This is a genomic window from Botryobacter ruber, assembly GCF_003347595.2.
GTDB classification, from domain to species: Bacteria; Bacteroidota; Bacteroidia; order Cytophagales; family Hymenobacteraceae; genus Pontibacter; species Pontibacter ruber_A.
The window spans coordinates 133,594-156,780 of the sequence record NZ_QCZK02000029.1 but is presented as its reverse complement, the minus strand read 5'-3'; the positions used below and the strand labels follow the sequence as shown (position 1 = coordinate 156,780).

General features: G+C 50.6%; 14 protein-coding genes. 8 read left to right on the top strand and 6 right to left on the bottom strand.

Features of this window, described 5'->3' with window-relative positions:
* From DCW36_RS08575 to DCW36_RS08550, 6 genes are all read right to left on the bottom strand, one after another.
* Positions 1-579: MFS transporter (locus tag DCW36_RS08575; RefSeq protein WP_394344799.1), on the bottom strand; the 579-nt coding region annotated here is incomplete at its 3' end.
* 41 nt (positions 580-620) lie between these two features.
* Complete coding sequence (locus DCW36_RS08570) at positions 621-2,159, bottom strand: DUF4955 domain-containing protein (protein WP_114781917.1); 1,539 nt, start codon at positions 2,157-2,159, stop codon at positions 621-623.
* Between the two features lie 454 nt (positions 2,160-2,613).
* The gene (locus DCW36_RS08565; protein WP_114781916.1) at positions 2,614-3,147 is read right to left on the bottom strand and encodes a hypothetical protein; all 534 of its coding nucleotides are present in this window, start codon (positions 3,145-3,147) and stop codon (positions 2,614-2,616) included.
* Positions 3,148-3,199: 52 nt separating this feature from the next.
* The gene (locus tag DCW36_RS08560; protein ID WP_114781915.1) at positions 3,200-4,798 is read right to left on the bottom strand and encodes a glycoside hydrolase family 28 protein; all 1,599 of its coding nucleotides are present in this window, start codon (positions 4,796-4,798) and stop codon (positions 3,200-3,202) included.
* Between the two features lie 42 nt (positions 4,799-4,840).
* A complete protein-coding gene (locus tag DCW36_RS08555; RefSeq protein ID WP_114781914.1) occupies positions 4,841-6,190 on the bottom strand; it encodes a BNR-4 repeat-containing protein in 1,350 nt (449 codons plus the stop codon).
* A gap of 314 nt (positions 6,191-6,504) precedes the next feature.
* Positions 6,505-6,834, bottom strand: a complete 330-nt coding sequence (locus DCW36_RS08550) for an L-rhamnose mutarotase (protein ID WP_114781913.1) — start codon at positions 6,832-6,834, stop codon at positions 6,505-6,507.
* A gap of 215 nt (positions 6,835-7,049) precedes the next feature.
* On the opposite strand from DCW36_RS08550, the gene DCW36_RS08545 reads away from it, so the two are divergent.
* The 8 genes from DCW36_RS08545 to DCW36_RS08510 all read left to right on the top strand — a co-directional run bounded on the left by DCW36_RS08545 (position 7,050) and on the right by DCW36_RS08510 (position 22,690).
* Positions 7,050-9,089: a glucosidase family protein gene (locus DCW36_RS08545; RefSeq protein WP_114781912.1), complete on the top strand. Its 2,040-nt coding sequence runs from the start codon at positions 7,050-7,052 to the stop codon at positions 9,087-9,089.
* A gap of 340 nt (positions 9,090-9,429) precedes the next feature.
* A complete protein-coding gene (locus DCW36_RS08540) occupies positions 9,430-11,619 on the top strand; it encodes an alpha-galactosidase (RefSeq protein WP_114781911.1) in 2,190 nt (729 codons plus the stop codon).
* 5 nt (positions 11,620-11,624) lie between these two features.
* Positions 11,625-13,055, top strand: a complete 1,431-nt coding sequence (locus DCW36_RS08535) for an alpha-L-fucosidase (RefSeq protein ID WP_114781910.1) — start codon at positions 11,625-11,627, stop codon at positions 13,053-13,055.
* A 128-nt stretch (positions 13,056-13,183) separates the two neighbouring features.
* A complete protein-coding gene (locus DCW36_RS08530) occupies positions 13,184-16,213 on the top strand; it encodes a hypothetical protein (RefSeq protein WP_205702899.1) in 3,030 nt (1,009 codons plus the stop codon).
* A gap of 390 nt (positions 16,214-16,603) precedes the next feature.
* Positions 16,604-18,739 (top strand): discoidin domain-containing protein, encoded by a 2,136-nt coding sequence (locus DCW36_RS08525; RefSeq protein WP_114781909.1) that lies wholly within the window; start codon positions 16,604-16,606, stop codon positions 18,737-18,739.
* 129 nt (positions 18,740-18,868) lie between these two features.
* Positions 18,869-20,410: a polysaccharide lyase 6 family protein gene (locus tag DCW36_RS08520; protein WP_114781908.1), complete on the top strand. Its 1,542-nt coding sequence runs from the start codon at positions 18,869-18,871 to the stop codon at positions 20,408-20,410.
* A 74-nt stretch (positions 20,411-20,484) separates the two neighbouring features.
* A complete protein-coding gene (locus tag DCW36_RS08515; RefSeq protein WP_128396961.1) occupies positions 20,485-22,110 on the top strand; it encodes a peptidoglycan-binding protein in 1,626 nt (541 codons plus the stop codon).
* A 163-nt stretch (positions 22,111-22,273) separates the two neighbouring features.
* Entirely contained in the window at positions 22,274-22,690 is a 417-nt protein-coding gene (locus DCW36_RS08510; protein ID WP_125185367.1) for a hypothetical protein, read from the top strand.
* Positions 22,691-23,187 lie beyond the last annotated feature (497 nt).

Sequence of the window (23,187 nt, the reverse complement as noted above, 5' to 3'; positions counted from 1 at the left end):
CGACTGAATAGCAGCCAACTGCGCATCATCCATCGCGGCCCGCTCTTCGGCACTCGACTGGTTGAGGTGCGAAAGAATAAAAAGCTTGCTGAGCAACACCCCGGTAATAGAGCCAATCGGTTTGAACGACTGCGCCAGGTTGAGCCGCCGTGTACCGGAAGCATCCGGCCCCATGGCTACAATGTAAGGATTGGCCGCTGTTTCCAGGATAGACAAACCTCCTGCCAGGATAAAGAGCGCTGCCAGGAAGTGCCCGTATGCCATGGTGATACTGGCCGGGTAAAAGAGCAGCGACCCCAGGATGAAAAGGCCCAGCCCGAGCAGTACGCCTGTTTTGTAAGTATACTTCTTAATAATAATAGCAGCAGGCAGCGCCAGGCAGAAGTAAGAGCCGTAGAAGGCAATCTGAATCCAGGAGGTCTGGAAGTCGCTCATGCTCATGATGCGCTTGAAAGCAGCCAGCAGCGTATCGGTCATGTTGTTGGCCAGGCCCCACAGAAAGAAAAGGGTGGTAATAAGAATAAAGGGCCAGGCCGTGCCGGCTCTGAAAAGCGACGCTTTTGGGGCTGTATTGCTCATAAAATATTTGGGTTTGCGTTTTGTCTTGCGGGGACAGTAGGTTATTTTTTTGCAGTGCTGTTCTTACCGGTTAATCTCAGTTCCAACTGCGCTTCGAACAGCGATTCCGGTAGTACCTCTTCACCCTGCTGCTGAAGAATGCCGGCATTTTCAAAGGTAATTTTCTTGTTGGCTTTGAAGCCTACCAGAATGGGCTGTGCTATCGTAAAGTTCCGGCGGCGGGTCATGTCCCAGAAGTTGTAATTAAAGTCTTTTGTTGAGGCATGCTCAAAGTTCCAGAGCACCAGGTGCTTTCCATGGTTCGGGTGACCAGGCTCAGGACCTCCGAGATTAGAAAATATACCGCCTTTGATGTTATCATACAAAGTGGCATAGGGCTGCCCCGAGTGAATGTCAATGTTCTGGTCTACTCCCTGGGTGCATTGTGTTACTACGGTACCAGCAGCACTGTAGCCGGTACCGGCACCGTGATGCTGCGACTCGTTAAAAGAGCAGTTCTTGATAAGCACGCCATACCCGGTGCGGGCGTGTACGGAGGTGTGGCCTTTTTTGCCCCTGAAGGCTATGTTCAGCACGCTTACGCCGTAGCCGGCCCGGAAGAAGATGCCGTCGTTCCAGTGGTGGAATTCGCAGTTGCGAACCCAGCTGTTTTTGGCGTACTCCATGCCCAGCGCCATATAGGCATTATCGTGGATGGCATTTTTATGATGTACAAAATCCTCCGGGTAGTTTTCCCAATTGCTGGTAAATAGGATATCTTCCACACCGCATTCTTCCATGCTGGCAAAAGTGTGCAGCTCAAACGGAGCAGACTTTACCAGCTTGATGTCCAGGTGCAGCGGGTTTTTGAACTTTACCTTTTTGCCTTCAATCTTCTCGATGCTATGAATCTCTTTTATCTGCATGCCACCATCCTCGCCAACGAGGCGGGTCCACTGAGGTTTCAGGTCGAGGGGAGCGAAATACCAGCGTGTGTATTCTTCGCTTCTGTGCTGTACCACGACATCCTGCCCTACCTTCAGCTTTGACGCATCAGCCACTTCCACCCAAAAACTTTCACGCGGAGCATCTTTGGTGATAGCAGTTAGTCTGGATGTTTTAAGGTCTTCGGGTTTGAAAATAATCTGCCGTCCGTTCACCCGCATATTTACCTGGTGAATCTGCGTACCTCCGGCGCCGCTTCCGCTGCCTTTCAGAACGATACCGCTCTTCGATATACGGATATGTTTTTCTTTGTCTTCGTCGGGGGCAATCAGGTATTTACCTGCCGAGAAAAACACTACTCCACCACCCACCACTTTCTCTGCAGCATTAATGGCTGCCTGTATGCCTGCATCGTCAAACTTATCGTCGTTGGGTAGGGCGCCATAATCGGTTACCTTAAACACCTTTTTTGTTTTCAGCACATCCGGTATGGGCTTCTCAGAAAAGTGGTAACCGGCATAGGAGAAGTCAGGCAGCACGGGAGTTTTACCGGTACGTTTGGCTTCCACAAAATCCTGCCACAAAGGCGAAACAGTCTGCGCCTGTGCCGAAAAGGCGAGGGCACCAGTTATTAAAAGCGTTACAAAGTTTTTCATTATCTGATTTTATTTAATCAAGAGACTATACCAAATCGAATTAATTGCCTTCCATAACTGCCTTAGCTTTTGCTATGAAAAGTAAAGAAGAAAGTACCTCCTGGGCACCAGCTTTTGCCAGGTGCACTTTTCGACACTCCACTGTTCGAGCGTTCAGTGAGTTTGGAGGGTCTTGATTTTTTTGGTTCTTTTTGCATCAAGGCAAAAAGAACAAAGACTCCGGCAATGAAACAGCTGCAAAAGCTACTAAAGCCTTACCAACTGCTATGAGAACAAAAATTAATTTACCAATAGCTATTGCCTATGCTCCTTGCCCACAAGTTCCTTTCAGGATGACAAGAGGAGAATATAAGTATGGAAGGTTGAAAATACTAATGAGTATTATTTAATTACTTATTATCACCATGTGCCCATTCTATTCTCCTATCTGTTGTTATCTCTTAACCAAATTCGCCTACAAGGAGGTTCTCCTGATAACCTCCACATCAGGAACGCTTTTGCTAGAGCTGGGATGGGAATAATATAAAGGGATTTGCTGTTCATCCGTGCCCGTCGTAATCACCGTGAGCCCCATCAGCTTTTTAATTGGACTATCACCCAGCGAAAGCACCCCCCATTCCTCGCCCAATTTGTGACCAAGCTTTTCAGCCACTTTTATCAGCGATGCCAGGTCGGTATCGGTAAGCGTAAAGTAAGCCGTTTCCGGAACAGGATATTCAGTCTCGGTGCTTTCCATAACAGCATAGTTTACCTGACAAAAATGGCAATACTGCAGAAAGCCCTGCACGTACTCAAGCGGATAATACACTTTGGCGGGGAGAACCAACACCAGTTTTTCATACTTCTGCAGCAGGTCTGAAACAGAACGGAGTGCGTTGTACACCCTTCTTCCCCAATTCGTTGATACGGCAAGGTAATTACCTTCCAGCTCCAATACATCCTTTGGGCTCAGCGGGAGGCACGTGGCGTTGCATTTTATCGTCTTCATTGTGTTTCCTTAAGATAAGCATTACAGAACATAACTACAGCATACAGCCAATTTATTTCAGCGCAGCTGCTGCCTCAGGCTTTACTTCCGCTTTGCCTTTCACCAGCTTTTTCATGCCGGAAATTTTGTTGCTCTGAAGTTTAATAGCTTTGCTCTTCTCTCCTTCTACACGCACAAATGCTTCTGCCTTTCCAGCCACTTCTACTTTGTTGATTTGAGCGCCTGCCACATCCTCTAACCGGATAATAGCCTGTGCACCTGTCGTCTGCGGAACTTTCCAGTTGTTCACTTCAAGCGCAATTCCGTCCTCACAAATCAGGGCTGGACGCAGGTCATTAGATGCAAGCGTAAATGAAACGTTCTTCAGTTTCAGCCCCTTTACATGCCTGGCCCATACGCCATAAGCCGGTATTTTCGGACCGAAAGTCTTCACCTCCGGGTACTGGTCTATAGCTTCGGGCACTACCTCCCGTGCATCTTTGGCGCTACCGCCACCGGCCAGGTCGATGTGGATGTTCTCTAAGGTCAGGTTCGTGATGTAATGGCCTGGCACTCCTGTAATAAGGATGCCGGATGGTGGTTTTAACTGGGCATCGGCAGCGGCTTTTGCTTTTACGTTGCGGATAACCACGTTTTCGAAGGTACCGGTTTGTTGTTTGGTGTCGCTGTTTTTCCGGAAGACACTCAGCCTGGAGCCCAGCCTGAACAACATGGGTGTTCTGACCTCGTCCATGGTGATGTCTGAAATTTCCACGTTTCGAAGATGAGCGCCATCCACGGTCAGCAGTTTGATGCCGCCGTTTTTGGTGTCGTAGATGTGGCAGTTGGTGATTTTAATGTTCTCGAATGGCGCCATCGATTCGGTACCCATCTTAATGCCTGCCTGGTTGCTCTTGAGCCGCAGCCCCGACACCTCAATGTTTTTGCAGGCCATTTTGCTGGAGGTGGTCTTGAACACCAACGCATCGTCGCCGCTAACGATGTCGCAGTTTTTGATGCGCACATCCTGGCTGCCGTCTATCCCGATGCCGTCGTTGTGGGCCACGCCAAAGCTGTGGATTTTAACGTTTTCGATGTCGATGTTACGGCTCTGAAAGTAGTGCGAAGTCCAGGCGCCGGCATATTTGAGCGTAACGCCGTTTACCCGCACTCCATCGCAACGCACAATCCGCACCAAAAACGGACGTAGGCCCCAGCGCTGACCTTCGGCACGGGTGTCGGTCAGGATGTGTTTTGCTTTCAGGGCAGGTCCTTGTCCGTCTATGGCTCCTTCGCCTTCTATACCGATGTTTTTGGCATCCACAGCCACAAGTAAAGCCCAGCCTACGTCAATGCCTAATCCTTCGGTGAAGGGGTCCAGGTTTTTGTAGTGCTCCAGGTCGATGCTGCCCAGAAGTACTGCGTCTTTCTGCAGGTGCAGGGTCACGTTATCTTTCAGCACCACTGTTCCCGACAGGAAATTACCAGCCGGTACAATCACCTTGCCACCACCCTTCTGGTGACACGCATCGATAGCCCGCTGAATGGCTTCGGTGTTCAAGGTAGTTCCGTCGCCTTTTGCCCCATATTTAGTAATATCCAAATCAGCAGCCTGCAGGGTGATAGCAGCCAGAAAGGCAGGAAGAAAACTCCATAATTTTAATCGCTTCATAAATAGTTAGTCAGGTATATATTATCGGTCTACTTATTTTGATTACTTCTTTGCTTTGGCACCTGTGCTCGCTCCGGAGGCTTTGGCAGAGCCTGGTTTGTAAGGAGGCTCATAATTAGCGGTTACTTTCCCGATAAATACATCCCGGTTGGCCTGCCTTATCTCTCCGTCGCCTGCTTCTGTAATGAGCAGTTTGGCGTCCGGGTGCGCATTTTCGATTACATGCACCCTGTCTACCTGCTGCCCTACATGAGCCGTGGTTTCCAGTTCCCAGCTTAACCCGCCGTTGGTGGTTTTATAAACGGCAATCTCTTTGCCTTTTGGCCGGTACACCCGGAACGAATCAGGACCAAACTTTTCTATCTCGCGCGGGTCGCCGCCTGCCGGTGTTATCTGCGACACCACCCAGGCTTTGCCGTTCCAGGTGGCAGAGCTGGAGCCGCCTTGTTTTACATTATCGAAATGAATGATAGGAAACCCGTTATCGCGGTAGTGGGCCGACACCTGCAGGCCCGACATGTGGCCTTTTTCCGGAATACCGGTATCGATGACCATGCATTCCGCGTCGGCTTCGTTGTTATCGATGGTAGTGCCAAGGTCTTTGCCACTGATGCTGTACATATGGTCGTTGCTCGGGTCGAGGTAGGCGTAGTACAGGTTACGGCCGTAGGTGGCATGGGCATGCTTTCCTAATTTTTCGCCGGCAATGGTCCAGGCGATATGGATTTTCGCTTTCTGGTCGCCGAAGGCAGGTTGGTAGGTTACTTTGCCGTTGTAGATTTCCAGCATGTTATCGGTGCTGCGCGGGTACGGGTCTATCACCAGCTGACGCTTCCAGGTTATGCCGTTGTCCGTGGATTTCACTACCTGGTAAGGGCGGTCGTCGGCATAGCCGTTTGTTTTGCGGGTGTCGCGGTAGAATACATAAAAGGTACCGTCTGTTGTTACCACCGGTGCCGGGTAAGAAGCATTTTTAGCTTCCTCGATATACTTATCTTCCCAAGTACCTTCTATGCTCAGCGGCTTTGGCGAAATAGTCAGCTTCATGGTGGAGTTATGGCATCCGTAAAAAGCGTATAGGCGGTTGTCGGCTCCTTTGAGCAATCCCGGATAGTTGTGCTTGTCCACAAACGGCGAATTACCGACTACTTTATCGGCGCTCCAGGTATTGGTTTTGTGGTCGAGGGCTTTTACCACGGCTGTGCTGTTGGCTCCCATCCAGCTGACAAAGGTTTTGTGCGCACCGGCATCGTAGAAGCCAACCTGGATAGGCCGCTGGTCAGAGCGGGTGTTGGCATCTTCGCTGAGTTTAGAGATACTGAAAGTCTGCTGGGCAACAGCTTCTGCCATACCACACACAGCCAACAACCCGAGGAGTAAGATTTTTCTCATTATTTATATATACCTGTTGTTCCTTCTGTTCCACGTTCCGGTGAGGCGACTAAGGCACCTGCCATGCGGCCCGAAGCGATACTCCAAATTTTCCATTTTTAGTTTGGAGTGAGGTATTACATTTAGTTCTATCAAGTAGACTAACACGCATTCAGAAAGAAAACCGAGAATCTAACTCTATTTATTCCAGCTGACAGGGAGCATGCGGCGGCAACATAAGCAGATGTGCAGAGGGAGTGGTGACAGGAGCAGCAGAATAAAAACAGGTATAACCGGCACTAAAAATTCTGCTGCCACAGTCACCATTCCTTTCCCTATAGCTGAAAGATTTTTTCCATCAATACCCACTTCTGGCCCGGCTTGGCACCCGGCACAGCCTGCTGGTACTTCCACATCAGCGTTTCCCACTCCTGTACTTTCGGATTAGCGGCATCCATAGCTGCTTTCCGTTCGAGGCTGAAGGTGTCGTCGGCTTCCAGAATCATGAACAGCCGATTCCCGAAACGGTAAATCTCCAGGTTGGTGATACCGGCTTCGCGGATACTGCTGATAATCTCCGGCCATACCTGCCGGTGCCACTTTTCATAATCGGCTATCAGCGCAGGGTCGTCTTTTAAATCGAGTGCAAAACAATATTTCTGCATAAGCAACAGGTGTGTGAATGGTGACAGGTGCAGAAAACTTCTGCACCACAAAAAGAACAAACATTTGTTTAAATCGCACTCAATTAACAAAAATAAAATGCAATAAAACCACCTTTCGGCAGCCAGAACAGAACCTCCCCCATCTAAGAACATTTTGTGCCCCCTGTTTCACAAGGCTTTAAGCCATCTTGCTACTGTTAAAACAACAAAAGCTCATGACTACCACAAAAAGCAAAAACATTTCAGGCTGGTGTAGCCATTTATTCTTATTTTTCTTTATCGGCATCAACTCCTTTATAGTGTCTGATGCAGCAGCCCAGTCTCCTGCCACCGACAACCGCTGGAAAATAAACCCCGACGGCTCCATCACCTGGGCCATCGATAAGCGCATTCCGCACAACGACCATATTGAAATGAGCGGCGAACGTATGTCGACTATTGTGCGGTATGGCGTGAATGCTGACGGCTCCTTTACCGTGACCCGCAATTTTGTGTGGCCGATGCTGCGCTTTATGCCCAATAAAACCCGTAACCACCTGGCCCGCACATCCGACTGGAATATTTTAACTACCATACATGCCAACGGCGCCCCGCTTTCGGATGAGAAGGTATCGGAAGTAACCCTGAACGGGCTGATGCAGGTGAAAAGCAAAGTAAAGCAAGGGCTGGAATTTACCCGCACCCTTTACCCTTCGCCTACACAGCCTGTGTTCCTGGAGAAATATACCCTAACCAACACTTCCGACAAACCGCTTTCCGTGGAGATACCACAATACCAGAACTCCTTTACCACGGAGTCAGGCAACGCTATCTACGGTGCCTATACGGTTACTTATAAGAGCATCGGCGGCGGCAGCTTTACGCTGGAGCCGGGCAAGTCGGTTTTGTTTGGGGCGCTGTTCGGTGCTACAAAGTCAGGAGAAAGCATCGCCAACGTGCAGCTGGACGAGGAAGAAAAGCAGCGCATTGCCTTAGTTAGCCAGTGGAAGAACAACCTGGTGCTGGAAACACCGGACCAGACGCTCAACCAGGCTTTTGCCTTTGCCAAGATCAGAGGCTCCGAAAGTATCTACAGAACCAAAGGCGGCCTGATGCATGGTCCGGGTGGCGGCGCCTATTACGCAGCTGTCTGGGCAAACGACCAGGCTGAATACATTGGCCCTTTCTTCCCCTTCCTGGGCTATAACATCGGCAACGAAGCTTCTATGAATGCTTACAAGCACTTTGCCCGCTTTATGAACCCCGACTACAAAGCCATCCCAAGCTCTATCATTGCCGAAGGAGAAGGTATCTGGCATGGCGCCAAAGACCGCGGCGATGGCGCTATGATTGCCTACGGAGCCGCCCGCTATGCCCTGGCCTCCGGAAACAAAAAAGAAGCCGAAGAGCTCTGGCCGCTGATTGAATGGACGCTGGAATTCTGCCGCCGCAAACTGACGCCGGAAGGCGTGGTTGCCTCCGACTCTGATGAGCTGGAAAACCGTTTCCCTGCCGGGAAGGCCAACCTCTCCACCTCTTCGCTTTACTATGATGCCCTGTTATCTGCCAGCTACTTAGGCAAAGACCTGGGCGTTCCTGCCAGGAAGTTAGCCGCCTACAGAACCCAGGCGCAGGAACTGAAAACCAACATGGAAAAATACTTTGGCGGCAAGGTAGAAGGCTTCGACACCTACAAATACTACGAAACCAACGACGTGCTCCGGGCCTGGATTTGCATTCCACTCACCATGGACATCTACGACCGCAAGAAAGGCACCATCGATGCCCTCTTCTCGCCCCGCCTCTGGACAGCAGACGGTCTGTCCACACAGGCCGGTAAAGAAACCTTCTGGGACCGCTCTACCCTCTATGCTCTGCGTGGCGTATTTGCCGCCGGTGAAAAAGAGAAAGCACTTGAGTTCCTGAAATACTATTCGAACCGCCGCCTGCTGGGCGACCACGTGCCTTACCCCGTGGAGGCTTACCCCGAAGGGAACCAGCGCCACCTGTCAGCCGAGAGCGGTCTTTACTGCCGTATCTTCACCGAAGGTCTGTTCGGCATCCGCCCTACCGGTTTAAAATCGTTCCGCATCACGCCACACCTCCCCGACCAGTGGAACCAGATGGCGCTGAAGAAAGTGCATGCGTTTGATGCCGAGCTTGATATCCAGGTGAAGCGGGAGAAAGACAAAATCCGGTTAACGGCCTACAACGGCAACAAACGGGTGTACAACTCCCTGATAAAAGACGGGCAATCGGTAGAGATTAAACTGTAACTAATACTACGCAATGCGGTTTTGCCCCCTTTGAAGCTAATCTTTTAAGGAAAAATCTGAAACGGGTGCGCTAGTGCGAGCTTGTAGCTCGTACTTTCATTTCCCCGGCTGAATTGCTTCCTATCTATATACTTCATAAAAAAATCAGCTTTACGAAATAATAGACATTATGCGTTATATCGTGGTATGTAAGTACGAGCTACAAGCTCGCACTAGCAAAAACGATAAAGCACCATTTCTTTTTCTCTAGATGATTAGCATTAAAGGGGGCTTTTACTGCAGTTCTTAATATCAGATATAAGTCAATCAGCAAACATAATCCTGTTAACTAAAACCGTTTATGCACAAAAATACATCGCCGTTTCTTGGCCTATTGATGCTGCTTTTCTCGCTGCCGCTACTTGCACAGCAGCAGGAAAAGCAAGTATTGATTGAAACAAAAAACACCGCTCTCATCCTGACCGTTGGGAGCAACCAGCGCCTCTACCAAAGCTATTTCGGTGAAAAACTCAGCGACCACTCCGACTATAGCCACCTCATGGCCACACGCCACGAAGCCTACGTGCCAGCTGGCATGGAAAACCTATTTGAACCTGCAATCCGCGTAACACATGCCGATGGAAACCCATCGCTGGAGCTGAAACATGTGAACACGACCGTGAAGAAGCAGGACGAGAATGTGACCACTACTTCTATCACGTTAAAAGACCCGAAATACCCCATGGAAGTGGTGCTGCACTATGTGGCGCATTTCAATGAAGATATTTTCAAAACCTGGACCGAGATAAAGCACCAGGAGAAGAAGCCGGTTACGCTGCACAACTTTGCTTCGTCGATGATGCACTTCGATGCTTCCAGCTACTGGTTAAGCCAGTTCGACGGCGATTACATGATTGAGATGGGCATGAAGGAATCGCAGCTGACCAATGGCATCAAAACCCTCGACAGCAAGCTGGGCACCCGGGCGCACATGTACCGCACCCCTGTCTTCTTCCTCTCTACCGGCGGCAAGTCTACCGAAACTACCGGCAATGTGGTAGCCGGTACACTGGCTTGGTCGGGCAATTTCCAGATTTCTTTTGAGATTGACCAGGCGAACTCGCTGCGGGTGCTGTCGGGCATGAACCCTTACAACTCTGAATATCAGCTGGAAAAAGGTAAAACCTTTACCACACCGCCTTTCATCTTTACATACTCCGGTCAGGGCAAAGGCCAGGCCAGCCGCAACCTGCACAAATGGGCGCGCAAGTATGGTGTGCTGGACGGTGACAAGCCACGCCTCACGCTGCTCAACAACTGGGAAGCTACTCACATGGACTTCGACGAGAAGCAACTGGTGGAGTTATTCGACGGCGCTAAAAAGCTGGGTGTAGACCTGTTCCTGCTCGACGACGGCTGGTTCGGCGAGAAATTTCCCCGCGACAACGACCGCACGGCTCTGGGCGACTGGATGACGGACAAAAAGAAACTACCCAGCGGCATTGGCTATCTGGTTTCGCAGGCACATGCCAAGGACATTAAATTCGGTATCTGGCTCGAGCCGGAGATGGTGAGCCCGAAAAGTGCGCTGTATGAGAAGCACCCTGAGTGGATTCTGAAGCTACCGAACCGTGAGGAGCACTATTCCCGTCACCAGTTGGTGCTGGACCTGACCAATCCCAAAGTACAGGACTTTGTCTACAAGACTGTTGATGATTTGATGACCCAGAACCCGGGTATTTCCTTCATCAAATGGGACTGCAACCGCATGATGACGAATGCCTTCTCACCTTACCTCAAAGACAAGCAATCGCACCTGTACATCGACTACACCCGCAGCCTTTACGCCGTGATGGAAAGGCTCCGCAACAAGTACCCGCACCTGCCCATCATGCTTTGTGCCGGAGGTGGCGGTCGCACCGATTACGGCGCCCTCCAATATTTCTCCGAGTTCTGGCCGAGCGACAACACCAATGGTTTTGAGCGGGTGTTTATCCAGTGGGGTTACCTCAACTTCTTCCCTTCCGTTACCGTGTCGAGCCACGTGACCTCCATGGGCAAGCAACCCATTAAGTTCAGGACCGATGTGGCCATGATGGGCAAGATGGGCTACGACATCAAAGTAAGCAGCATGACGCCGCAGGAAATAGAGTTCAGCCGGGAAGCAGTAAAAACCTACAAAAAGCTCAGCCCTGTTATCTGGACCGGCGACCTCTTCCGGCTGGTTTCGCCTTACGAGGAGAACCGGGCTGTGCTGATGTACACCTCTGAAGACAAAAACAAAGCCGTGCTGTTCAACTACATCCTGAACACACGCCACAAAGAGAAACTGGCACCTGTGAAACTGCAGGGACTGGACCCCGCCAAACGCTACATTGTGCAGGAAGTAAATATGCTGCCAGGCACACAGTCGCAGAACCCGGCACACGGCAAAACCTACAGCGGCGAATACCTCATGAAGGTAGGTATGAACCTGTCGCCCGGCCGCCTGACGCCGGTTACAAGCAATATTTTTGAGATAACAGAAGAGAAGCATTTATCAGAAAAATAAACCCCATGAAAAAAATACTCACAACGTTGTTGCTGCTGGTGCTGCTTGGCAACACCACTATTACCTCGGCTCAAAAAGTATTGACCAAAGATGAACGGATGGAATGGTGGCGCGAGGCCCGGTTCGGCATGTTTATTCATTGGGGTGTTTATGCCCAGATGGCAGGTGTTTACCGCGGCCACGAACAGGCCAGAGGTGGTGCCGAATGGATTATGAACCGCATGAAAGTGCCTGTGGCAGAATACAAAGCAGTCGCCAGACAGTTCAACCCGACCAAATACGACGCAGATGCCTGGGTGCGAATGGCAAAAGATGCCGGTATGAAATACATCATCATCACAGCTAAGCACCACGACGGCTTTGCCTTATTCGACTCCAAAGCCAGCGACTGGGATGTTACCGATGCCACTCCCTACGGAAAAGACCTGCTGAAGCCGCTGGCGGAAGCCTGCAAAAAGCACGGCGTGAAGTTAGGCTTCTACTACTCTCAGGCACAGGACTGGGGCAACCCCGGCGGCTCCGTAGCCCGCAAGGTGATGGCCGAAGGCTGGCCTAACCCGGACTCTGCCCGCATCGACGCCTACACCAAAGCACACAAAGGCCACTGGGACCATGCCCAGGAAACAGCCACTTTCGACCAGTACATCGACCGGGTGGCGGTGCCGCAGGTAAAGGAAATACTGAGCAACTACGGCGAAATAGCAGTGCTATGGTGGGACACGCCAACGAACATGACCGACGAAGCGGCGCTGAAACTGCAGGAAGTGCTTAAACTGCAGCCCCACATTATCACCAACGACCGCCTGAAGCGCCCCAACTTCCCAGGCGACACCCGCACGCCCGAACAGAAAATTCCGGCCCAGGGCGATGGCAGCGACTGGGAAACCTGCATGACCATGAACGGCACCTGGGGCTACAGAACCTCCGACAACAACTGGAAATCAACCGAAACCCTCATCCGCAACCTGGTGGACATTGCCTCCAAAGGCGGTAATTACCTGCTGAATGTGGGACCAAAACCGGACGGCACTTTCCCGCAGGAAAGCATCGACAGGCTCAAAGGAGTAGGCGAATGGATGAAAGTGAACAGCGAGGCCATCTATGCCACTAAGGCAAATCCGATTTCCTCCGTTAACTGGGGCCGTGTCACCATGAAACCGGAAGCAAAAGAAACTATCCTGTATCTCACAGTTTTCGATTGGCCAAAAGATGGGAAGCTGGTGGTACCGGGCTTGGACAATAAAATTTCTTCCACCAGCCTTCTCGCCGGTGGCAAAAAATTAAAAGCAACGCAATCTGCAGAAGGAACTGTCATTCAACTTCCTGCAAAGGCGCCTGATGCCATCGCTTCTGTTATTAAAGTACAGGTAAAAGGACAGCTAGCACCACAGGCACCTATCGCTAAAGACAAAATGCATACCGGCGAGCTGGATTAATTTAAAGCTATATCTCTACTTCCGGAATCCCATTGCCCGTGGTTGGGGCTGGTAAAACAAAAAAAAGCGTGTGTTTCTATTTCAGTTACTGAAAGTGGAATACACGCTACTCCAATACTTAAACTAATATGAAAAACTTCATAACACTGACCCTTTCCGCCCTGATTGGCATCATAATGCCTGCCATGGCTGGAGTTACCGGAAGCAACCCCAAACCAGGTGCAGAAATTACTTTCGGAAAAAATGCGCCAAACATTGCCCGTATTAGCAAAGACACGGTAGTGGTCATTACCGGCAGCACCTACTCTTTTACCGTTGACACCCCGGAAGACAAGGGGCTGGTTTCAACGGGAATCAAGGTAGCACAGCTCCCACTCCAGCTAACCTCCAAAGATGGTTCCCCTCTGCAGTACCAGGTTATCGGCAAGGATGGCAACAAAAAAAAGGAAGGCGCTATTACAACCGGCGACCGTCTTCAGGTAACTGCACAGGACGGTAAAGCGAGTAAAAGCTATTATCTGCTGGTAAAGCCAATGGCGCTGAGCGGACAACTGCGCCTGGAACAGGAAGAGCTAACTGTGAATACCACCCGCGACCTGACCCTTTATTTCACTGCCGGTCAGCGCACCCCAAATGCCACAGTTAAAATTTTTGTACCGTCTGGCATCACACCCACCCTGGATAACACTACCGTGAATGTTATCGGACGTGGCGATGTGAAGTTAAAAGACCTACCCACCCAGTCCATCGGGCGGGTAGGCACTAACTACTCCTACTCTAAAGTTGGAAATGTAGCTATCAGCAAGGCAAAAGACGGAGGCGCCATCCTTACTTTCACGAACCTTGACTTCAGACCCGCCAATGGCGCCGACCTGAAGCTTGTTTTCCGGAATGTAAAGCTCAGCAAAACCGGAAACTACCCATTCAGGGCCACCTATACCACCAAAGAACCGGAAGTCCTGAGTAGTGCAGGCACCGGGACAGAAACAACCACTCTTACCGCCACCAAAACCATTGCTGATTTTGAACGGGTACTGGACAGGAGCCTGCAGTACAGAGAAACACCTGACACTTATACCAAAGCCAGCTTTAAGTGGAGCACCGGCGGCAATGCTTCCGATGTGCAACTGATGCAGTCATTGGACCAAGGCAAAAGCTGGCAGCCGTCCACAGGAAAGGTTGATGCCAAAAACGGTACAGCAACTGTTTCCGGGCTGCAGCCAGACAAGCTGTACACGTTCCGGTTGCAGGTTAAAAAAGGCGATAACAAAGGCGCCTCCAATGTAGCCCGTTTCTTCTCCGGTAAAATGGACATCAAACGTTTTGGCGTGACAGGCAATGGCCAGGATGATACTGATAAAATAAACGAAGCAATAGCCTACCTGGAAAAACTGGGCGGCGGCACCTTGCTGTTCAGCAAAGGCACCTACCCGGTACGCACGGTGCACCTGAAAAGCAATGTGTACCTGTATGTAGACAAAGACGCCACCATTAAAGCCCTGAAAGGGGCCGACGCTCCGGAATCTACCTGGTTCAGCGATAAAAAGTACCGCTCCGGCCTCTCCCCTACTTCCACAGGCCCCTATGTGAACCCCGAAAACTGGCTTACCAAGCAGGACGTTGGCCACACTTACTTCCGGAACACCATGTTCTTCGGCGAAAGACTGGACAATGTGAAAATCATAGGCAACGGACGCATCACCGGCGACGGCAATCTGGTTACCGGCGACAAGGTGATGAACAACGAGCCCGACAACCGTGCCGACAAAATGTTTACCCTGAAGCTCTGCACCAATCTCGAAATAGGCGGCCTCTACCGCGAAGAAGACCTCTGGTACGACCCGGACAAAGACGAGCCTTACTACATTATGAAAGACGGCTCCAAAGATTTTGAAGCAAACAACATGCTGCATATCGACCGGGGCGGGCACTTTGTATTGCTGGCTACCGGTACCGATAACATCAACGTGCACAACACCTACTTCGCCAAGCACAACACCTCCAACGTGCGCGACATCTACGATTTCATGGCCTGCAACAATGTGACCGTTACCAACATCTATTCAAAAGTAAGCTCCGACGACCTGGTAAAACCCGGCTCTGACTGCTCGCTGGGCTTTACCCGCCCTGTAAGCAACTACAAAGTGCGCAACATCATAGGCGATACCAACTGCAACATCTTCCAGATTGGTTCCGAAACTGCCGACGACATTATGGATGTGCATGTGGACAATCTCTATGTGCTGGGGGCTAACAAGGCAGGCTTCTCCATCTCCACCAACGACGGCGGGCATATTAAGGATATTCACCTGAACTGCGGCCATACCGGTACGCTTCATTCCCGCTCCAAAATGTACAGAACCAGAACGCCCTTTTTCATCTCCATCTCTAACCGTGGCCGCATCTTAGGCGCTAATGTGAGCAGATTCAAGTTCGATGAAGAAGGCGTGAAGCATGATGAGCTGCTTGTTACGAACGTGAATATCGGCCAGGTAGAAAACATCATCATCAAAGGTATTGATATTTTTGAAGTATACCGCGGAAGCTCCTTCAGCAACAAGAATACCCGCTGGAAAGAATATGATGGTTCTCAGGATAAAGCAACTCCGATTATAGCAGGCTACAAGCTTCCGGATCCGGAAGTGGTGGAAGGCGGGTTAAATTTCACGCTTCCCAATGGCAAACATACCGGTTACATTCAGAATATATCCTTCAATGATGTACACGTGCTGGTGAAGGGCGGCAATCCGCTTGCCGATACTGCGCAATCGCCGCCGGAGCTGGGCGTAGGGCAATATAATGTGGCTAACCTGAAGGTGCAGCCCTCTTATGGCATATGGGCACGGCACGTCAAAGGGCTCACGGTGAAGGAAAGCACGTTCAACTATGAGAAACGCGACAGCCGGTATGCCTTTTTCCTGGATGATGTAGTGGGCGCCCATATCTCTTCGGTTAAAATGGTGAAAGCAAAAGATAACAAAGCCGTCATCAAACTAAAAAATTCACCCGATGTAACCATAGAGAAAGCCGTTTACTTCCAGGATGAATGGAACAAAGCACCCGCCGAACTACCCCGCATACAGCACAAGGATGGCACCGCTGTCGTAAGCATTCCGGCTAAAACGGAAGGAGCAACGGTAAATCTGTCGAAGCAATAACAACAGAAAACCTACGATACCTGCTTCAGAGAATAAAGCGAGCAGGTAAAGGTATGGAGACAATGGCTGTAGTTAAAATCGGGAATTTTTCCGGAAGCTCACCCGGCATTATGCCTGAAATTTTTCTCAGCCATTGTCACCACACCCTCTGCAGCTTGGGTAAGAAGTAGGTATGAGCAGAGATAACTGGAATCTTTTGTCCCCCTTTAAAGGGGGCTGGGGGATGATTTACACCTGAGAATAAAAGCACAGGCAAGCTAGAAAGTTTTCATTAGAACTACCAGAATATTTCCTCAGCCCGTGCATCATCCCCCTTACCCACATCAAAGGGGGACTTATTTCACTTGTAGTATTCTTGAGTAACGAAACAACAAATACGAAACGCCTGATATGAAAAAACCATCAACCGTGATAGCTGTACTGATAACTTCCCTGCTAATCAGCGGCGTACTGGCACTCACGCCCCGGCAGGACACAACCACTGCCCCATCACAGGAGAGCGCACGGGTTAAAAAGGGCAAGAGCGAATGGGTGTATACGGGCAAGGATGGCAAGCTGGCTTATAAAAAGACACCCGCAGGTGACAGGATCATGGACTTTTCGCATGCCGGTTACATGGGTGGCGGAGTAGCTCTACCCACCGTGCCGGTGAAGCGGACCGTACAGCCATCCGGCGGCCCCGACGATACCAAACAGATACAGGCGGCCATCGATGAAGTGGCAGCCATGCCACTGGTGAACGGTTTCCGTGGAGCAGTCGAGTTAGCTCCCGGCACGTTTACCTGTTCCGGCACACTTACGATACCAGTTGGTGGTGTCGTACTGCGCGGCAATGGCAGCGGAAAGGGTGGAACTACCATTAAAATGACAGGCGACAAACACACAGCCATTACGATAGCAGCAAGAGGAGAAAACAGGCCTGCAACTGGCGACACCGGGGCTGCAGGTTCCGGTTCTGCGCAGACTACAATCACCGATAGCTATGTACCATTCGGCGTTTCATCTTTTACCGTAGCCAATGCCGCTGGTTTTAAAACAGGGGACTTAATCGAGATCCGGAAACCTGTAACCGCAGCCTGGATAGAATTCATGCAGATGCACAACCTGGTGCGCGATGGCAAACCCCAGACCTGGATCGGCACCAACAGAAGCCTTATCATGAACCGGAGGATCACTGCCGTGACAGGAAATAATGTAACGGTAGACATACCGGTTGCCGATTCTTTCGACAAGAAGTTTCTGCCTTCAGGAGCCACCGTCAGTAAAGTAAAAGCGCCCCAACGCATCACCCAGGTTGGTGTGGAACAGCTGCACATCCAGTGCCCTCCCCTTGAGATTGCGTACGGGCGTGCCCCCTACTCCGGCATCCGGATTAACGGCGACGATTGCTGGGTTCGGGATGTATTTTTTGAGGAAACCATGAACACCACTGTACTGGCCGGCGACCGTATTACCATGCAGCAGGTTAAAATTCACCATACCTACACCAACCTGGGCGCCTCCAAGCCAGCCGATTTCAGCTTCGAAGGCAGCCAGAACCTGCTCGACAGGTGCGAGAGCACCGGCGGCAACACCTACTTCGTCTGGACAAGCAGCCTCACACCCGGACCAAACGTCGTGCTTAACAGCACCTTTAGAGGGCATGGCAGCCGCATACAGCCGCACCAGCGCTGGGCAACCGCCATGCTGGTAGATAACTGTTCTGTGCCCGACGGCGGCATTGATTTTCTGAACCGTGGCGTGGCCGGTTCCGGGCACGGCTGGACCATGGGCTGGGGCGTGGCCTGGAACTGCATTGCCAGGACATACATCATCCAGAACCCTCCCGGCTCCGCCAACTGGGCCATCGGCAACATAGGCAGGCGCGAGCAAACGGCCAGGCTATTCGACACCGGGCCTATAGAGCCTGAAGGTTATTTTGATTCACATGGAACACCGGTTGCTCCCCAAAGCCTCTACCTCGCCCAGCTGATTGACCGCTTAGGCCCGCAGGCCCTGAAAAACATCGGCTATATCGCCAACACCGAAAATATGTTTACCAACAAATCGGTTAAGCCAACACCGCCACAGCTTCAGCAGACAGACCCGGTGCTGGGCGAAAACCTGGCGCTGCACCGGCCTGTCAACACCAGCAATGTTAAAGGCGACACAAGAGAATTCGGCGGCGAAAAAGCAGTAGACGGAAACGATAAAACCTACTGGACCACCAACGATGGAATAACTCAGGCAACACTGGAAGCAGACATGGAAAACCCGGTAGAAATAAGCGCCGTGGAACTGGCTGAATTTATGCCACTGGGGCAGCGGGTACAGGCCTATAAAGTTGAAGCGCAGGTAGACAGCGACTGGAAACTACTGGCAGAAGGAACAACTATCGGGAAACGCAAAGTCCATCAATTCGAGCCGGTAGTAGCCTGGAAGGTGAAGTTGACTATTCAAAAAGCAAGTTCCTCTCCTGCTATCAGCAAGATGGGACTGTACCTCGATAAGCTGTCTAAGGCGATGGGTTTACAGACCGGCAAATAATCAGTCAACAAAATGATTGCCTGGCATTTTCCATAAACTTTTGATGTAAGGCTTAGATCAGTTTTTGTCATTTTGATCAACCTTATAAAAATGCACATCTGATAGCGAATTATAAAATAAAATATTTCTATGAACATAGTACCTGCTCCACATACCCGAAAAACAACGCTGCTAAAAGCCAAAAATACTGGTCTGTTACCCTTGCTCCTCTCCTGCTTGTTACTGACAGCCTGTGGCACAAACAAAACACCCGCCACTCTACCTGATGAAGCACCAGTTGTTCATGCTGCTATAGACCAGAACCTAATCCCGAAAGACGGCAACCTGAAAACCTGCGCCAACTGGCAGGAGTTCGTAGCTGCGGCAGAGGGGGCGGAGCCAGGCGATGTTATTCAGTTAAAGAACGGCACCTACGCCGGCAATATCAAATTCACGAAGAGCGGCACCGCAGAAAAGCCCATCACTATTATTCCTGAAAGCCGTGGAAAGGTTCTGATTAACGGCAATTCGCAATGGGAAATTAACGGCAGCTACATCACTGTTGATGGCTTCTATTTTACCCGTGGCACCAGCACGCGGCCTGTTACGTTTGCAGTTGCCTCGCGGTATAGCCGCTTTATCAACAGCGCCATCATCGACTGGAACCTGGGCGGAAGTGACACCCGCCTGATAACACTAAGAGGCGCTAACAACGAAGTAGGACATTGCTTCCTCCGCGGTAAAAATACGCCGGGCATGATGCTGGAAGTGGTACGGGAGTCAGCCATGCGGAACGACCACCGTATCCACCATGTCTACTTCGGCTATTTCAAAGACCCCGGCTCCGGAAATGGGTTCGAAACAGTGCGCATCAGCACCAGCGGCCATTCCCTTTCCAGCAGTTATACCACCCTGGAAAATTGCGTGTTCGAGCGCTGCGACGGAGAATCAGAAATTATCTCGAGCAAGAGCGGGCACAACACCTTCCGCAACAATACCTTTCTGAACTCCGACGGCGCCCTCACCCTCCGCCACGGCCACGACGCACTGGTTGAAGGCAACTTTTTTATCAACACCCGCAACAGCACCAGCAACCGATGCAATGGCGTACGGGTGATCGGCGAAAGGCAGGTCGTCCGGAATAATTACTTCTTCAACTTACCCGTAAACTCCCAGGCCATACAGATAGAATACGGGAATGAAGTGCCGCATAAACTTACTTTTTACGACCAGGTAAAGGATGCCGTCATCGAAAATAACACCGTGTACAACTGCGATAAAGGCATCCGCATAGGCGCCAGTAAAAACCCGCGCATGGACCCTCCCAGGACTATGGCACCTTACGGTATTTTCCGGAACAACCTCATCGTAAGCGATAAGGGCACACATCCGTCACTTGAAATTGAAGATGAAGTATTTGCCAAAAACTTATTCCGCTTTAGCAACAACGTTATCAGCGGGAAAGAGAACACCAATCCTGACAAAAGCAAATTACCCGCCGGTATTCAGTTCATAGAAAACCTGAAAATGGAAGGAGGCAAACACGGTTTGTTCTGGCCAGCAGACAAGAGTATAACCGCCGGAGTACAGGAGAATACTATCAATCCGGTTTATCAAACAGATATAGTACCGGCATGGGTGAAGGTTAAGATGGATGCCAACGATCCGGCTTTTGTAGGAGCTCCATGGTAACCTGTTCTAGAAGATCATGCTGCTAATGCTTTCCTGTATAAAATACGCTGTAGTGCTAAACGACGAACAAACTTATGATGAACGAAAAAAGACCGAATCCGCCAATCACCTTTAAGCAGATAGCAGGCGTCGCCTTGTGGATAACACTGTTTTTCCCCGGACGGTTTACACAGGCGCAGGATATTTGCAATGCCTATCCACCTCCACCGGCTCCCGGACAATGGCAGTCAGAATACGTAAACATGTCTTCTTCCGGCACCCTCACCTACAAATCCGACAGCGAAGGAAATCGTATTCCGGACTTTAGCTATGCCGGCTATCACTACGGTGAAAAAAGCCTGCCTACTGTTGCGGTGGTTAGTACGATAGGACCTGTAAAAGGTGATAATACAGCACACATTCAAAAAGCATTGGATGCCATTGGCGCCAGAAAACCAGATGCTTCCGGTCACCGGGGAGCGTTGCTGCTAAAGCCAGGCACCTACGAAATCCAGGGGACCATCCAGATCCGGCACAATGGCGTTGTGTTGCGGGGTTCCGGCCAGGGCACCGACCCCGCCACCAGCACCATCCTGTATGCGCGCGGCGATGTTCCGCACCAGCGCACCGTCGTAACAGTAGGCAGCGGAAAGGGCAACCCCTGGACAACCGGTGCAGCTGTAAATATTACAGACCAGTTTGTGCAGGTAGGCTCTCTGAGTTTTCATGTGGAGAATCCGGCTAGTTTCAGCGTCGGGCAGGAAGTTATTATCAGGCACCCGTCAGACCAGCCCTGGATTGAGGCGGTGGAAGGCGGGGGTGTCAGCAAGGACCCGCGTTGGGAAGCAGGCAGCAAGGACCTGCGGTGGGTGCGCAAGGTCGTGAAAAAGGAAGGCACGCGGTTGTACCTGAATGCTCCTGTATACAACCACCTGGACCGCAAACTGACACAGGCTACGGTAGCACCTGTCATTGAACGTTCTCTTGTTTCGGAGGCGGGCGTTGAAAACCTGCGCGTGGACATAGAAACCGCAGGCGGTGAAGATGAGAATCATGCCTGGAGCGCCATTGGGTTTGTGGGAGCGGAAAACTGCTGGGTGCAGCAGGCCAGCGCCCGTTACTTCGGATATGCCGGCGTACGGACCGCCGGTGCCATGCGCATTACCGTTAAGCATGTTACGGCAACAGACCCGGTAGCTATAAGGACAGGCGGGCGCATGTACAACTTTTCGGTAGATGGCTTTTCGCAGCTCATCCTGTTTACCGGGTGCCACGCCACCAAAGGGCGCCACAGCTTTGTATCGAATGGCACTACCACTGTTTCGGGCGTCGTCTTCCACAGGTGCACCATGGAAGGCGGCGATTTTGAAGCGCACCGCCACTGGAGCCAGGCCCTGCTGCTCGATAATCTGAAGGACGTAAGCAGCGCCAACAGCCAGGCCAAACTGATTAACCGCGGCGACATGGGCAGCTCGCACGGTTGGGGTGCCGCGCACTCCGTTATCTGGGGGTTCAACAAAGAGATTGTCGTGCAGAAACCGCCTACAGCCCAGAACTATGTTGTTTCTACCGAAGGCACATTGCGCAACAAGCCTTTCCAGCCCGGCCCCTGGGGCAGCATCGAAGTGAAAAAAGGCAAGCTGGTGCCGGAGTCGCTTTACGAAGCGCAACTGTGCGAGCGCCTGCGTGCGGCTCAACCAGTTGGTAAAGCTTCGAAATAACATTTCGAACGCCGGCAGCACAGCAGTGGCAATGGTGGCCGGTGCAGTAAAATAAAAAATGAGGCACAGTGGAATAAAGGCTAGAGGGAGATAGTATAACTCCCTTTACAGGAAACAAGACCAATAAAAATCTATTTAATCAACCTTATTCTTACAATTGATTATGATTAACAAAAACAGCCAGGGCGGTATAATAAAAATGACATCCAGCTCTCTGACAACATGTGTGATGCTGTTCTTCTTATCGCTGGTAGCGTGCCAGGGTCCTGAAAAAACGGAGGCAGCAGCCATGAAAGAACCCGAAGAAGCACCTGTTGACTCTGTACGGCTCGCTGCCCGTCGGCCTGCACCAGACTTTTATGTCTTAACACCAGAAATCTATAAAAACCGCGTCTATATTTGTGATGATATCTACTCAGATATTTTTCATGTGCAGTATGATTGTAAAGAACTGGCCGGATGCACTGGCTCAACAAAAAATGTAACACTTGTTTCAGCAGTGCGGGATAATGGCCGGTACAACTGCCAGGCATGCAGTTCTGATCTGGGACATATTTTTGATGATAAACTTATTCGTTAGTGTTTTGCAAAACTGGTGGGTATTTTAATTAATAACTGATGTTACGCATACAGCATTTTTGCTATCCCTTTCAAGCTATTGGAACTTGCAAGGAACATCAGTTATTAATGCTAAACATGAGAATAAATTTTGAAATCATGAACAACACTTACACCCAGAAATTCAGCAGCACCTGTCTCCATTCCCTCTGCGGCTGATGCATTAGCGATTAACCGGCCATTGCCTTAAAACGCCTCTTATTCTGCCTTTACAGCCTGTATTTCCCCTGCTTTCGCTATGCAAGCAATTTATCGCCGCTAACAGAACGATTTTTACCCCTCTGTCCGGAAATAATCAGATTACTTTACTGTAGCTAGTCCTGAAGCTGTTAGCATCTTTTCAGCTCAACACGGACATGCCTTTAATTTTGCTATAACTACTGTTCGTTTGTAATGAAATTTCCTATTCTAAAAAACACCTTTTTAGTGGGGGGGCTCGCCCTCTCCCTCCTGGCCTTT

Excerpts from the sequence above, each read along its gene's own strand:
- DCW36_RS08570 (WP_114781917.1), bottom strand. The coding sequence starts at position 2,159 with ATGAAAAACTTTGTAACGCTTTTAATAACTGGTGCCCTCGCCTTTTCG.
- DCW36_RS08565 (WP_114781916.1), bottom strand. The coding sequence starts at position 3,147 with ATGAAGACGATAAAATGCAACGCCACGTGCCTCCCGCTGAGCCCAAAG.
- DCW36_RS08560 (WP_114781915.1), bottom strand. The coding sequence starts at position 4,798 with ATGAAGCGATTAAAATTATGGAGTTTTCTTCCTGCCTTTCTGGCTGCT.
- DCW36_RS08555 (WP_114781914.1), bottom strand. The coding sequence starts at position 6,190 with ATGAGAAAAATCTTACTCCTCGGGTTGTTGGCTGTGTGTGGTATGGCA.
- DCW36_RS08550 (WP_114781913.1), bottom strand. The coding sequence starts at position 6,834 with ATGCAGAAATATTGTTTTGCACTCGATTTAAAAGACGACCCTGCGCTG.
- DCW36_RS08545 (WP_114781912.1), top strand. The coding sequence starts at position 7,050 with ATGACTACCACAAAAAGCAAAAACATTTCAGGCTGGTGTAGCCATTTA.
- DCW36_RS08540 (WP_114781911.1), top strand. The coding sequence starts at position 9,430 with ATGCACAAAAATACATCGCCGTTTCTTGGCCTATTGATGCTGCTTTTC.
- DCW36_RS08535 (WP_114781910.1), top strand. The coding sequence starts at position 11,625 with ATGAAAAAAATACTCACAACGTTGTTGCTGCTGGTGCTGCTTGGCAAC.
- DCW36_RS08530 (WP_205702899.1), top strand. The coding sequence starts at position 13,184 with ATGAAAAACTTCATAACACTGACCCTTTCCGCCCTGATTGGCATCATA.
- DCW36_RS08525 (WP_114781909.1), top strand. The coding sequence starts at position 16,604 with ATGAAAAAACCATCAACCGTGATAGCTGTACTGATAACTTCCCTGCTA.
- DCW36_RS08520 (WP_114781908.1), top strand. The coding sequence starts at position 18,869 with ATGAACATAGTACCTGCTCCACATACCCGAAAAACAACGCTGCTAAAA.
- DCW36_RS08515 (WP_128396961.1), top strand. The coding sequence starts at position 20,485 with ATGATGAACGAAAAAAGACCGAATCCGCCAATCACCTTTAAGCAGATA.
- DCW36_RS08510 (WP_125185367.1), top strand. The coding sequence starts at position 22,274 with ATGATTAACAAAAACAGCCAGGGCGGTATAATAAAAATGACATCCAGC.